This is a genomic window from Chitinophaga sp. 05T412 (assembly GCF_056396465.1).
On the sequence record NZ_JBFTLN010000004.1, the window covers coordinates 64208 to 77408 of the forward strand.

General features: G+C 42.0%; 13 protein-coding genes. 2 read left to right on the top strand and 11 right to left on the bottom strand.

Features of this window, described 5'->3' with window-relative positions:
- The first annotated feature begins 15 nt into the window (after positions 1 to 15).
- Positions 16 to 510, top strand: coding sequence for an RNA polymerase sigma factor (locus AC1DFM_RS10495; RefSeq protein WP_477076674.1), 495 nt, complete (start codon positions 16 to 18; stop codon positions 508 to 510).
- Positions 511 to 523: 13 nt separating this feature from the next.
- Here AC1DFM_RS10495 and AC1DFM_RS10500 read toward each other — a convergent pair whose 3' ends face one another.
- The 11 genes from AC1DFM_RS10500 to AC1DFM_RS10550 form a co-directional block, all read right to left on the bottom strand.
- Complete coding sequence (locus tag AC1DFM_RS10500; RefSeq protein ID WP_477076675.1) at positions 524 to 763, bottom strand: hypothetical protein; 240 nt, start codon at positions 761 to 763, stop codon at positions 524 to 526.
- Positions 764 to 787: 24 nt separating this feature from the next.
- On the bottom strand, positions 788 to 1570 hold the full coding sequence (locus AC1DFM_RS10505; RefSeq protein WP_477076676.1) for a hypothetical protein: 783 nt from the start codon (positions 1568 to 1570) through the stop codon (positions 788 to 790).
- A 394-nt stretch (positions 1571 to 1964) separates the two neighbouring features.
- The gene (locus AC1DFM_RS10510; RefSeq protein ID WP_477076677.1) at positions 1965 to 3332 is read right to left on the bottom strand and encodes a hypothetical protein; all 1368 of its coding nucleotides are present in this window, start codon (positions 3330 to 3332) and stop codon (positions 1965 to 1967) included.
- A gap of 17 nt (positions 3333 to 3349) precedes the next feature.
- The gene (locus AC1DFM_RS10515) at positions 3350 to 4465 is read right to left on the bottom strand and encodes a hypothetical protein (RefSeq protein WP_477076678.1); all 1116 of its coding nucleotides are present in this window, start codon (positions 4463 to 4465) and stop codon (positions 3350 to 3352) included.
- Positions 4466 to 4849: 384 nt separating this feature from the next.
- The gene (locus tag AC1DFM_RS10520; RefSeq protein WP_477076679.1) at positions 4850 to 5371 is read right to left on the bottom strand and encodes a hypothetical protein; all 522 of its coding nucleotides are present in this window, start codon (positions 5369 to 5371) and stop codon (positions 4850 to 4852) included.
- Positions 5368 to 5826, bottom strand: coding sequence for a M15 family metallopeptidase (locus tag AC1DFM_RS10525; protein ID WP_477076680.1), 459 nt, complete (start codon positions 5824 to 5826; stop codon positions 5368 to 5370). The genes AC1DFM_RS10520 and AC1DFM_RS10525 overlap by 4 nt, the downstream gene beginning before the upstream one ends.
- Positions 5827 to 5855: 29 nt before the next feature.
- The gene (locus tag AC1DFM_RS10530) at positions 5856 to 7019 is read right to left on the bottom strand and encodes a hypothetical protein (protein ID WP_477076681.1); all 1164 of its coding nucleotides are present in this window, start codon (positions 7017 to 7019) and stop codon (positions 5856 to 5858) included.
- 14 nt (positions 7020 to 7033) lie between these two features.
- Positions 7034 to 7753, bottom strand: a complete 720-nt coding sequence (locus tag AC1DFM_RS10535) for a hypothetical protein (RefSeq protein WP_477076682.1) — start codon at positions 7751 to 7753, stop codon at positions 7034 to 7036.
- Positions 7750 to 8706, bottom strand: coding sequence for a hypothetical protein (locus AC1DFM_RS10540; RefSeq protein ID WP_477076683.1), 957 nt, complete (start codon positions 8704 to 8706; stop codon positions 7750 to 7752). Before AC1DFM_RS10540 ends, AC1DFM_RS10535 begins: the two co-directional genes overlap by 4 nt.
- A gap of 131 nt (positions 8707 to 8837) precedes the next feature.
- Positions 8838 to 10388, bottom strand: a complete 1551-nt coding sequence (locus AC1DFM_RS10545) for a hypothetical protein (RefSeq protein ID WP_477076684.1) — start codon at positions 10386 to 10388, stop codon at positions 8838 to 8840.
- A gap of 71 nt (positions 10389 to 10459) precedes the next feature.
- Entirely contained in the window at positions 10460 to 11689 is a 1230-nt protein-coding gene (locus AC1DFM_RS10550) for a hypothetical protein (RefSeq protein WP_477076685.1), read from the bottom strand.
- Between the two features lie 262 nt (positions 11690 to 11951).
- Between AC1DFM_RS10550 and AC1DFM_RS10555 the strand changes: the two genes are divergently transcribed.
- On the top strand, positions 11952 to 13121 hold the full coding sequence (locus AC1DFM_RS10555; RefSeq protein WP_477076686.1) for a hypothetical protein: 1170 nt from the start codon (positions 11952 to 11954) through the stop codon (positions 13119 to 13121).
- Positions 13122 to 13201: the final 80 nt, after the last annotated feature.

Here is a 13201-nt window from a genome sequence, read left to right on the forward strand (position 1 = left end):
CCAAACAATATTGGTGTGGAAGAAAATATAGATATCCAGCAGCTTCTAAAGCTTATAAATGCGAATGATGCCGAGTCCAAAGTACTTCTCTATGATAAATATTGTAATGCCTTATATGGAATGATCTGCAGAATGGTTACTTCTCAACAGATGAGAGAGCACCTTCTTGAGCAAGTATTTATAACTATATTCGGTAATCTTTATCAGTATAATCCAAAGGTTTGCAGCTTTTTTACCTGGATAAGCAATATTACGAGGAAGACATGCCTGGATTACAGGAACCAGTTCCCGGAGCAACAGAATTTTTCCAATGAAGAAATTTCAATTCCACCTGTCGGACTCACAAAGCTAATAGCAGGATTATCCTTTCCCTACAGAAACATTCTTGAACTGTCATATTTTGAAGGGATGAGTAAGGATCAGATTTCTGAAAGGCTTTCCATACCGGTTAATGAAGTTCCCGATCTTATGAATGAGGCGCTGGTTAGGTTAAGAAAGCTTTTAAAATAGTCTTAGCGGCTTCTCATACCGTAACTATTACCAGTATTGCATCAGAATAAATACCTCCTGAGCAGTTGGGGCAAATTTCTGTATACTCCACCTCCCAGGTTCCGGACGTGGGTACCTCAAAAGATAATGGTAGCTGGTCCGCACTTTTGACAGGCAGGTATGTAAAAGAGCCTGAAGAGCCAAGGGCTCTAAAACCAATACGAATATTGCTGGCAAATCCGATGGCAGTGCTGCCGGTCGAAATCTTAGGCATTGTAATTATTATTTAAAAATTGAGTTAACAGAAAGTAGTCGGGACACTCGTTATTTTACGGCATACATAATTTCCAGAGCCTCCAGATGTGTCGAGCACCCATCCATCAGGGCAGGTAGCGATATCAATAGTGCTGCCTTTGTAATCTCCGGTTCTAAAAATGATATCCAGATCACTATCGCTTGTTGCATTGGCAATCTGGGAGGCCGTATTGTTGTAGATCACTGCTGCTAATGCGTCATTAACGCTACCATCTCCTGTTGCACGGAAATTTATATAGTTAGGACCTGCACTTAAATCGACAGGGATAATATGCCAAATATTGAAGTTGACATTTGTAAAAGGTTGTCCGTTTGCCGCTGGAGCAGTGGCGCAAGGTGGGTTGCCAATACCAGTGGCGCCGGCTTCACACTGAACAAGAGTTTGGTTATTTACATCTATCCGAAACGTGTTATCGCCGCCAATGCCGATATGTACTCTCCTGGAGGAGGGGAGATTTAGAAGATATGTAAATTGTAATACGGAGCAGCGAGCAAGGGAATCTTTGACATTATTACAATCCGAATCTACCCAGACAGAATCCCTGTTCATAACACTTTCATCCGGATTTCGACCAGGCTTTGTTAAATCAGCGTAGCCTGCAGGATTTCCAGTCCAGTAAGCCGATCTGAGTGGGGTGAATGTATCTGAGGCCGGAAGATTGATCCCTACCGGATGGTTATATAGCTGCGCTCCCATCCAGCCATATGCACCATCCTCTTTACTCGAAGCAAGGCATATTCCGGAAGTAATTATTTCTGGCTGCATGGTCTCTTCCCTGTAACAGAAACTACGGTCAGGTGATAGAGTAAACCCTGGAGGGCAACAAGGAAGGGTTGTAGTGGTAGTAGTCGTGGTACTGGTAGTTGAGGTTGTGGTCGTGGTTGTACTGGAAGTCGTTGTAGTTGTAGTAGTTGTGGTAGGTGGTACGGCCACAGTAATTATTTTCCTTTTAGGACTGCAACTACTCCCTATGGAAGATATAGCAATATAGTAGGTCTTTCCGGGGGTGAAGGCCAGCGGGTACTCACTTAAAGTGGTAGGATTTGCTGGCGCCGATGGTGTTATCCAAATGGCAGATGACGCCTCCCGATATTCAATCAGAGAGCCGGTAGATCCTTGGGTAGGAGTAAATTTTATCAGAAAATCGCCATACATTATTTTAGAGAATTGGTATTGCCTGAACATTTGTTGGAGCTGAGCATGGAGATGGGCATTTTGTCAGGATTGAACACAACCTGTTTCGTAGCGTGACATCAGTTTCGAGCATTTCAAATATTGCTTCCAGGACTCCTTCTACATCTATCTGGGAGGAAACCTTCGCCTGCCCGTTATCTTCGGTAACAGTAACACTGCAAAGAGTGTTTGATGCACCTTTCATTTTTGAAAGCAGGTAACCGGCATTAGCGTCATTTCCATTGACTTTGACCTTGTAATCCTGGCCTTGAGCACTGGCGGAAGAAATTACCAGTTTGCCAGGTACTGTATCGGTGCTTATTGTGATTCCGGTGCCGGAAGCTATTTTTTCAGATAAAGTGCCAGGCGTAGTATCACTTGGACTTGCTGCTACATGGCGGTCGGTAAGGCTTCCATTAAGGGAAAGTACCTTACCAGAGCAGTTCTGAGTTGGGTCTACAGCCGAAATGGTAAACTGAGAGGTATTTACGGCAACAATAGCATTTCGCTTCAGTTCTGTTAAGACGGAAACCGTTTTACCCATTGCAAGCTCCAGAGTATCTGCCGGTGCGATACCAATACATCCGGCAACTAAATTAGCAGCATTAAATATGGGGCTTTGACATAACCGACTTTTAATTTTGGTAATGGTAGAGACAAGTGAATCGCTGCTACCCGGCGCAGGCAGGCAGCTACCAGTATTATCGAAAGTAACATCTGCATCTGGGTTGGTTGAAAGTAATGATTCTATAACACAAACCTTGTCCGCTATAGTTTTCAATCCCTGCTTAATATCGGCTGGAGGCTGACTAAAAATAAAGCAGTCAGGCCATTTTAAGGTGGAGATATCCAGATCCTCCTGCACTATAGTACAATAGGCACTGGATAATTTGGTCAGAATAGTTTTGATATTATCTCCTGTGGTGATCCCCAGCTTATTACAAGATGAGAGTTCCGGTTTGTTAAGCCTATCAATATTTTGATTTATAGCCGCTATGGCTGAAGGGAAAGTAGAATTCTTAAATAGCGTTAATTCGGTACTGAGCGTACAATACTTCTCCGATATCGCGGATACCCACTCATCGAAGTTGTCGAGAGGACTAAGGCAGAAAATATTTCCAAGCTCTATACCACCGGAAGAAATACAAAGCTGCTCATCAATTTTTTGAAAAATAACAGATAGCCTGTCCTCATCTTTTACCTGCAAGCAAGCAAGATCAGGTCCCTTATAATAAAGGCAGTCAGTGCTATGAAGGCCACTTGCGCATTCTTTGTTATCACAATTATTGCATGGCCCTGTTTCAGGGACCGGGAAAGAGACAACTGGGCCATTAGGTTTGCAATCTGTACACATACTCTGGACTATAAATTTTAGGGGAGGCGCACAATCCATCCTGTAATAGCAAGGGAAGGCTGTCTGTTTTCATGGACACCATTACCTCCGGCTTCAGCAATTGTAATGTCAGTGTAACTTCTTGAAGTCTGTTTTTCTGTGGCGCTGGTTTCCCGATCGCATTTGCTTCCGCAGGGTCTTCTTTCCTCATTATATCCCCGATATCCATGGCTATGACCAGGATCGTTTAAAGGATGAGAATGTGAAGGCATCTCACTGATAGTAAGCTGGTGAAAACTTTCACCAAACTTATCACCAGGATTATAGTTAGTACCAGCATTTCCAGGCTTAGAAGGATCGATACCCACATCAAGAGGCGCCCCTGGAACATTGTTTATTGCGCCTACCAGGGTTCTTCCTCTGGCATCGGGAAGTCCGTTAAGACCAGTTACCAGGAACCAGCCTTCATAAGGAGTTCCGACAAGACCTTTGCCAGCAGTATCGAAGTTTGTAACCGGCCCCAGGTATGGAATTGCTCCCAAGGGAGGTACAAATGCTTCCAGACTGTATTTAACTGTTTGGCCGGATCCGGATTTCTTTATTCCCCATCCTCCCGGAGAAGTGATCATCTGGGAAAGGAGGTCACCAAGAACATCACGGATAATGGTTTCAACACTGGGGACAATGGATGCAATGCGTCCTTCCAGTTCGCAGACCTTATTGATAATACCCTGAACATAAGCATCAGTATCTACTTTTCCGGTAAGCGGAACAGCAGTTATACATTTAGAGCTGAAGGGATAAGCCGGTTTTGAGATCTCATTATCTATTTTATTTTCTACCTGCCTGATAAGATCACGGAGTGTACAGCCGTTGGTCCATAGTATCTGGATAAGATTAGATAGACTCGGATCTTTTCCAGCCAGCAGGTCACGTAGTGCTGGGCAGGTAGCTATATTAAAATCAGCAAGTGTAGCTTCGCTATCTGCAATAAGCTTATTAATTTTCTCAATGATAGCCAATATGGTAAAAGTGATCGCGTCTCCTCGACAAATACCAAAAAGAGGTATAGGTTCCCCCTGCCAGATAACACAGTTACTGGAAAGAGAAGTTCCAGGGCAGAGATAATTTTCACTATTACATTCGCAGGCCATGGGGCTAAAACATTTTGATTTTTCCTATCAGCTCCTCAGCGCTAACTTCGGGCAGATAACCAGGGTTAACAATTTTTGCATTTAAAATTCTTCGGTAGATAATGGCTGCATTAAGTCTGGGTTTATCAGGCTGATTGCCGGCTTTAAATCTTGATCTACTTAGCATCAAAAGGGCCTGCTTTTCGATGAAACTGGTAAGTAAGGGTAGAAGTGACTTAAGCTCCAGGCACCCCGGACAACTTACCAGAACAGATGAAGAAAGCATTAGGTAGAAGGTTTTACAGTGGTGGTAGCCGTTTCAGTAGCGCAGGCATCGCATACTGTTTTGCAATCACAAATCTGGGTTCCGCAGTAGATACAATTTGCCATGGGGTTTGAATTTTATCAGATATTACAGTCAATATTTTTAAGCATTTTTTCTGCTCTTAAATAAAAAGAAAGCGCAAGCTTTTCATTACAATTCTCTGCTGCCGCAACCGCTCCCTGAATATATAATTGGATATCGCCCAGAAGCTTTCTAAGTTTTCCGTCGTTATCGCAAAAGCTGCATAACAAATCCAATTTTAGAAAGGCACGATCAAATTTTTCCTGTAGCAGAAAAATGCGCATAAATGTCCGCTCGGTATACCTTTCGTAATTTGGACGTACAGAATATTTTATGTGCCACAACCCATCTGGCAATGGACTATTACATACATCAGGTGCTGTAAGTCCCAGAGTCGCAGAGTTGTAAACGTTGATTTGCCTCGGTGCAAAAGAGAGGAATTTCCTTTCAAAGCCTGGAACAGTGATTTCCAGGGTAGCATTTTCAATTTTCATCCCGACTGGATAATCGCTTACGTCAGCCACGGAAAGAATGTGACTATTATAGTTTTCGATTATATCTATATCAAGGGTTACTTTCATATCCTGATAAAATGAGTACCAGGGATAAAATCACCGGCATTATACTTTTTAAGCATGGCTTTAAAATCCAAACTGAACGTTTTTTCCAGGTGGGGGTAATCTTTAAAAGATTTCCAGTCGCCACCCCACTCAAATCCTTTTGATTTAAAAGTAGTTGCAACCTTTTTCCAGTCGGCATCAACCTCCCATGAAATTTTTCCATTTTTAAATAGCACATAATCGAAAGCAAGGCCGTAGTTATGTATAGATTGGCCACCGCTGGCATTGGTGACCTTTGATCCTGGTTTGGTACGCCCCTGACTATAAAGTGTGTTTTGCTCTTCAAAGGTTCGAAATCCTTGTGTAATCCGTACTTCGGTTCCAGGGTTTAGAGGCAGTGAATTAAGTATGGATTCAACTTCTGTAGCAATAGCTGGGTGTAACCCGCGAATGCGGGAAAGGGTTATGGGATCCATTTACTATCGTTTTTAAAGTAGGCTGATCTTTATGGGATCAGTGTCGTTGTTGTTGTGGTAGTGGAACTGGTGCCAGTAGATGTTGTTGTGGAAGAAGTAGTAGATGAACTAACCGATGGTGATCTGTCGGCAGCAGAATAATCTTCAGGTGCTCCCAGATATACGGAAAGTAATGATTCAACGGGAGCGCTCTGACCTGTCGGAATAGCCAGTATCACTGCTTCATCCTGCTGCAAAGAATTATCCCAGGTATGATGCTCGTCAACAGACCCAAACTTGAGGTAGTAGAAATCATAAAACCTGCCCGGTACAATATAGCTTTCATAAGCACCGTTATAATCGCTTTTGTCTGAAAGCGTTTTTAAAATTGGGCTTTGGTTTGCGTAGTAATATTTTTCCAGGTGATACATTTCATCGGCACTGCCACGAGTAAACAGTGCTCTTGAATTTACCGTTATAGTTGCAACCTGGTCGCATCTATCATAAGTAATCGGATCCTGAGTAGTAGGAGCTCCTTTGGTAACGAAAACCTCATACCAAAGTCTGTCATACTCAAAGGGATTGGCACTCACGTCGCATAGTCTACCATCTCTGTCGAGGGGTTTTCCTTCAATCACCAGTTTGGTGGTATCCGCACTACCAGTTTTAAAAATGTTCAGATAGTGAGTGAGTACCCCACCCATAAATGGACCGGATACCCTGAACTTTGCAATCAGGTCATCGACCATCTTTTCAATATCGGCGGCATCCACCTGGGCGCAAGGATCGGCGCCACAGTTGCAACACGGTGCTTCAACCGTAACCGACTGGGTATAACCGTTGGCAAAACCAATATCGATATAGTTGCTATGCGCGCGGATTGTAACAGTTAACTGCTCTCCGCATTTTACCTGGAAACCGGATACTACCGTTGCCTGATTAACTACATCAGGTTCGGCAGTGACTTTATACCAGGAATAAATTCTGTTTTTGGATATTTTATTAGATCGTTTCGAACCTACATAAGGAGCATTTTCATATCTGCCTTGAGCCAGATAGATGTAGCGCTGGTTAACGATATTTGCAGCTGTTGCCGGCAGATAGTCGGCGGTAAATATTCCAAACTGCTTTGCTTCAAGATTTTCCGTGGATCCGGCAACAGGAAGCAGATTACCAACAGGTAAAACAAACATGGTAGTAAGAGAGTAATCCATCTATTACAATATTTTTATGGGGTTTGCTGATTTCGTGGGATAACATAACCGGCTGCCGGAGAATTTTCAGTGCTGACTGCCAGTTGCTCAACAGCCAGATTTACAACTTCATCTTTTAAATAATAGGGAAGTTCACAGTCCGAAGTTATACTGGGAGCACCATCAAAATCGATGAAGCCTTCTATATTGATTTTTCGGGGGTATCTTAAATATGAGAGAAAAGCACGGTCTACCTGAAACGTACCATCACTATAGCATTCAAGCGAGTTATTAGAAACAGTTACCGGCATTTCCTGATAAGAAAAACTGGGGCATGTATTAGCACCCGTTAGTATCACCTGAAGATCAGCATGCTTCACTCTAAAACCTTTAACATGGTGACCGCTGCAATACTGATTTGAACACAAAAAATAGCTGTCAATATAAAACAGGTAGTCTGTAAATGTTACGGTGATGGGAGCTACATACCTGTTTAGAAAAGATTTCGCATCTTTTTTTATGGCCAATTCTTTATGTGGTACAAATAGTAGCTGCAAATCTTCATATCTCTTTTTATAACTGTCAAGTCCATAGGCGCCAGGATGAAAGGAAACTACCTTACTTTTAATTAGAGCTATCTGAGCGTCATTTAAAGCAATGAGCTTATCTTCGATGGCTATTGCCTGATGTCCGAAGGTCGCCACCTTATTGAGCTTTAGATCAATATCATAAATAAGCTCTTCGACGCCGATCATAACATTACCGATTTCTTCGCTTTCAGTTTATCTTCCAAAAGCAGTAGATCGGATTGATTTTTTTCATCCAGTAATAAATCTGTCAGCTCTGCTTCTGTTTTAGCTACTTCCACCTGGCCCTCATAAATTTTCCCAAGCTTGTCCCTTCGATAAATTGAGTGGGTAATGGCCTGCTTCACCAGATCTTTTACGTGCAATACTTCATCTGTCATGGTAACAAAGCGCATGAATACGTCAACGCCTTCCATTCCTTCGAAGGCACCCGTTTTAATCATACCCTGTTTTATAAAGGTGTCCAGGATGTTATAAACAACTTCCTCTTTGTCGCCATCGGCAACAGCGAGTGCGCACTGGCGGGCAATCTTCTTTCGTTTCTCCAGTGATAATGCATCGAGGGTGAATATGGCTTTATTAACAGTGGATTTTCTGCGATAGGTAACTTCCTGTTCCATTTCATCGTCCTGTACAAAGAATCTTGCATCAGGAAACGCACCGCGCTGATAGGCTTCAAAGCTGCTGGCAATCTGGGGGTGAACACGAAGCCAGGCAAAAGTTACAGCTTGAAGCGGGTTTTCCAAATCGAAATAATTTTTTCCATCAGTAAGCTTCACTGGTTCAACCACCAGTTTTCCGGTGGTTGTTGGAGACCAACTGGAAATATTGTAGAAGTCAGCCCTTGAATCAAGATCAATTTTTAAGGCCTGTTCCAGCCGTTTTCTTTCTGCCCCGGCTTTTTCTTTTTCGTATTTTCGGGCAGAAGGATCAGAAATCTTGTTAATGTAGGCTGCATCAGGGTTTAGACCAGTACGATATTCATTGTTTTTCTCCTTATGAGGTAGAAACGTCCTACCTGTACCTGGCTGCCTGGTTAGTCCAGCTTTTGCAAGCGCACTTTCAAAAGTAGATCCACCTTCTGACAGTGGAATGCTTGATATAATGCCAATTTTTCCCATGTAATTAATTTGGAGTGTTGCCCCCACTGTAGTCACGAGCTAACCGCTTATCTTTTAATAAGGTGGGGAAATAATTCCCGGCGCCAGGAGTGATGCCAGGGTTACCTTAGGGTGTAAAGGGGATTCTATAATTAGTACTGAGGGATTTCTTCGATTAATACTGTTCTGGACAGATCTTCTATCATCAAGTCTGCTCTATCTTCCATCCACAGAACGTATCCGGGGTCCATGCTGGAAGAATCCATACCTTGTGAAGCCTGATGGCCCAGGTGGTGCTGACGCCCATTGATGTAGCCATAAGTCATGCTCGGCGCACCTGCCTGACGAACTTCACGGATTCGGTCAGTGAACGTCCCATCAGAAGACGGACTCACGTCAAAAACCATAAATACAGGAGTACTTTTGCGATTCTGGCCGAACTCGCGGTTGTGCTGCGGAAGATCAAGCTCTTTTAAATGCTTAAGTTCTACACGGCCTGTTTCTCTGGTCACCATTGAATCAAAACCGTAATTGACACTCATGTTCTGCCCAGAGCCACTGATAAACCTACCATCAGCGACAACTGTAAGACCCATATTAAACAGATCTTTTTTCAGCGCTTCGTTGAATACATCGTAGCCTGCTTCGTTCGTATACATTGTAACATGGCGCTGAGCCATATCAACTCTGCGGTAAAAAAGATCTCCGAAAACATTTCGGATAAGGCCAGGTGAAAACTCGCCACGATTGTAGGGAACATAGTTTCCGTACTCGCGCATTTTGTAGTGGACGCCACCACTTATTTTTTTGATCTCCTGTTTGGATCCACCAGATTTAACTGATCCTGGATGATTCCAGATCATTCTCTGGACTTTGGTTTCCAACATCTGTTTACGCAGCAAAAATTCAATTGTGGGTTCCCAACGGATATTACTTATGCTGGTTGGTAGCTCTCCACGCTCGCCCATTTTGGCGTAGTACAAAATATCCAAAGGTTTTCCGGTTACGCTGTCTCTGAGTACGCGCTGGTCGGCCCATTTGGTATTTTTATGTGCGAAACCGTAAGATGCACCAAGAGAATCAAAGAGCTTGATGGTGCGTCCCAGGCGAGGAAGGCCACCCAAATCCTGATCGTGTTCACCGATCACCACATCGATCAGTTGGCAGGTTGTTCCGGGAAGAATCCACTGTTTGTCGAGCGACTGAATTTTGGGGTTTGCAGCAACCAGTGTAAACTCATACAGGAAGCCGGCGCCATATACCTGTGGATCTTTTGTTACGTAAAGCCTTGGACCAAATAATTTGTGACCCAACACGATTACTGAGTTCTTCGCAAATTCATTGGTATCAAGAACCAGGTGAAACTCTTTACCATCGATTCCAATTTTATCCTGAGATAGTGTGGAACCAGGGATTTCAAGTACCTGAGGGAAAAGAAAAGGTGCACTATGTTCCCACTGCCAGCTATCAGTGTTCCCGTCAATGTAATAAGGCGTTGCCTTATTAATCATATTAAGGAAATCATTACTATACAGGTGGGACTCCGTATAGATATCTATGATCTTTTTATCATAATCTGCCGGGCGTTCTGATCTTAGGGTTGACAGGTGATTACTATCAGTAAATTTTCCGATAGCACGTCCGTCCATAGAAGCATATCTTCCGTATTTAAAGCCAACGTGGCCGGGAATCGAACTTAACATCTGAGTGGGGTTAACGTGTTAGATGCCCCACTGACTTAAATAAAGTGGGGAAGACAAACAATGGATGATATTTAATCGTCGAAAAAGTTTCTTTTGGTGGCAGTTGTTTTCTTTGCGACTTTACTATCTCTTTGCAGGAAAGAAAACATCTTGTTGGTTTCCTGAGTAACGGCTTTTTTCTGAAGACGGGAAAGTGTAGGATCAGTTTTTAACAGATGTAGTAGTAGGGCTACTTTTACCTGTAGTTCCGTGTTTTCAGGTCTTGAAAGATCCAGGATTTCTTTTTCAAAATCAGTTATCTGTTCAGACCCTAACTGCCATTTTTTCTCCAGCATATATGAGGAGAGCTGGCGCATGGTTTTTTCATCTGCCGGGATGCCATCAAATTCTCTGGCTTTTATTTTTTCAGTTATGATCTGCTGAATGCCAGCTGCATGCTGCTTTTCAGCTGCGGCTTTCTGCGCAATTTCTTCTTTTCGGCGGATTTCGGATTCTGTTAAAGATTTCTTCTCCTTGGACAGCAGAGAAGCATGAATATCTTTTGCTTCCTCTTCCAGGTCCTGGTAGTTTTCCAGCTTTTCAATCTTGGAGGCGATTTTGTTGTTATCCCAGCCTAATTCTTTATAGTGGCGGGTTAATACTGCTTTTTGATTTTCAATAACAGAGAGGTCTAGCCCTTCCAAAGAACTAATATTTTCAACCTGCCCGAAATAATCCCTGGGATTTACACCGGAAACATAAATGGCATAAAAGGCATCTTTGTAATCCTGGCCATAAGTGGATAGAATATTGTCAAGGATCTGTACTGCTCCCTTTTTCTTTTCCTCGCCGAGAACTTCAAGAAGTTGCTCGGGTGTATTTATATCCGGTTGTTGCTGCCCCTGGTCAGTAGTGAGAATACCAAGTTCATACAGTTCTTTTGAAAAGGCAGGTATGGATCCGGAAAGCTGTTGAGCATCGCTGGTTGCTTTATCATCTCCGGGAGATGGGGGTGTTGCCTTTCCTTCTTTACCAGGTGCGTCTTTTTTATCCTCAGTCTTATTTTGATCGAGACTGTCAATAAAATCTGATCCGTTTTCAATGAATCTGGAAACCGGTTTTGAAGGCTCAGGTGCGGGCTGTTCTATTTCAATACCTGCTTTGTCGCTTGTGGGTTCGCCTGCCGTCGCTTCTGATTCAATAGGGGAGACCTCATCAGGATCACTGTTGAACAAGCTTTCCAGGTAAGCATTATCCAGAGGAGCGATATTACTTATATTGAAGGTTTCATTCTTCGGTGGCGTCGAAGTCTGCGTATCCATATGGAGATTTAAGGGTAATCTTTAAAAAGTGCAGAGGATTATTTTTCTCAGTAGATCGGACTGTAGAAGGTTCCGGATCTGCCGTTAAGTAAAGGTAAAGTGAAAAATAATTCAAAATTCATCGTAAGCAGCTGTAAATCAAAAAATTACAACTCCATATAGCATTAAGTAATCTCTGATCAGATTTCTTTTTGAAAATAATTTGGCGTTTATCGAAATGCTGGAGAACAATATTTAAATTTGAGTTAAATGATATTATACCTTGAAAAAGAAAGTATTTTATTCCTGGTTATCGGACCTTCCAAATAATACAAACAGATCATTCCTCCAAAAGAATCTTGAAGATGCCATCAAAAACATATCTAATGAGCAATTGGACCTTGATCCCGTTTTAGATAGAGATACTGTTGGCATTGGAGGAACACCTGAAATAGTAAGCACAATTTTTAGTAAAATAGATAATTCACATGTTTTTGTTGCTGATATCAGTATTATCAACCAAGATGCGAAAGAGCGAAAAACACCCAATCCTAATGTACTAATAGAGTTAGGCTATGCTGCTCGTATTTTAGGATGGGATCACGTAATTACTATCTTTAATACTGATACGGGATGTGTAGAAGACTTACCTTTTGATGTAAGGTCCAGGCGACCAATTCAATATTCAGGTAAAAACAAAAAAGAAGGAAAGGGAGCTTTAAAGAATACGTTAGAAATTGCTTTGAGAGCTATTTTAAAGCTAGATACTCCAACTGAGGCCGTAAGGCAGCATTTAAAGCAGAAGATGGATGCGCTATATATGGAGGCGTATAATAATCTTTTCAGATTGTGCTTAGGATATGAGCATAAATACTACGCTCAATTGGAATGGGAAATGTTGGATTGGTCAACAAAGGAATTACAATATCACCTTCACCAGAAGAAAATTTTGGGTTTTTTCCTATTTAAAGATTATAGTTATATCGCAGGTCAACTGGAACAATTATTATATCTACCGGCTTTCGGAAACCTTTTTGATATTACAATTCAGCATCGGGTTATTACCTTAATACGTCGTTTACAGGATTTACACGCTATTCTGTCAATGCCTCAACTTACTGTTGGTCATTTTGGTGATTTCGATGGATGTCGAATTGTCGATGGAGCACGCTATTATCCTATTTCTAATAGGAATTCCTATATCTTGAAAGTTCAGAATCCGACTCAGGAAGGAGTATTAGTTGAAGTAGACCATGGAATAATGATCTCGACAATCAGTTCATCTTTTTTAAGGGGTCTTTTCGTTTTACCAAGTCAGGATTTTATGTTTATAATATCAAAAATAGAGGAATTGCTAAATGCTATGAAATCATACCACGATATTAGCGGAATCATAGTTGATCCTCTTACCTATAACTTTTATGGTTTGGATAAAGACGAAGAACTAGATTAAATCAAAAGAATATTATTCTTATTCCTTTCTGGTACTTTTTGTTATCAATGTGTGTACTGTGGATAAATCTTGTTAAACAT

Bases quoted from the DNA above. Each gene is read 5' to 3' on its own strand.
- AC1DFM_RS10505 (WP_477076676.1), bottom strand. From the start codon at position 1,570: ATGCAGCCAGAAATAATTACTTCCGGAATATGCCTTGCTTCGAGTAAA.
- AC1DFM_RS10540 (WP_477076683.1), bottom strand. From the start codon at position 8,706: ATGGGAAAAATTGGCATTATATCAAGCATTCCACTGTCAGAAGGTGGA.
- AC1DFM_RS10510 (WP_477076677.1), bottom strand. From the start codon at position 3,332: ATGTGTACAGATTGCAAACCTAATGGCCCAGTTGTCTCTTTCCCGGTC.
- AC1DFM_RS10550 (WP_477076685.1), bottom strand. From the start codon at position 11,689: ATGGATACGCAGACTTCGACGCCACCGAAGAATGAAACCTTCAATATA.
- AC1DFM_RS10520 (WP_477076679.1), bottom strand. From the start codon at position 5,371: ATGAAAGTAACCCTTGATATAGATATAATCGAAAACTATAATAGTCAC.
- AC1DFM_RS10500 (WP_477076675.1), bottom strand. From the start codon at position 763: ATGCCTAAGATTTCGACCGGCAGCACTGCCATCGGATTTGCCAGCAAT.
- AC1DFM_RS10535 (WP_477076682.1), bottom strand. From the start codon at position 7,753: ATGATCGGCGTCGAAGAGCTTATTTATGATATTGATCTAAAGCTCAAT.
- AC1DFM_RS10525 (WP_477076680.1), bottom strand. From the start codon at position 5,826: ATGGATCCCATAACCCTTTCCCGCATTCGCGGGTTACACCCAGCTATT.
- AC1DFM_RS10515 (WP_477076678.1), bottom strand. From the start codon at position 4,465: ATGGCCTGCGAATGTAATAGTGAAAATTATCTCTGCCCTGGAACTTCT.
- AC1DFM_RS10545 (WP_477076684.1), bottom strand. From the start codon at position 10,388: ATGTTAAGTTCGATTCCCGGCCACGTTGGCTTTAAATACGGAAGATAT.
- AC1DFM_RS10530 (WP_477076681.1), bottom strand. From the start codon at position 7,019: ATGGATTACTCTCTTACTACCATGTTTGTTTTACCTGTTGGTAATCTG.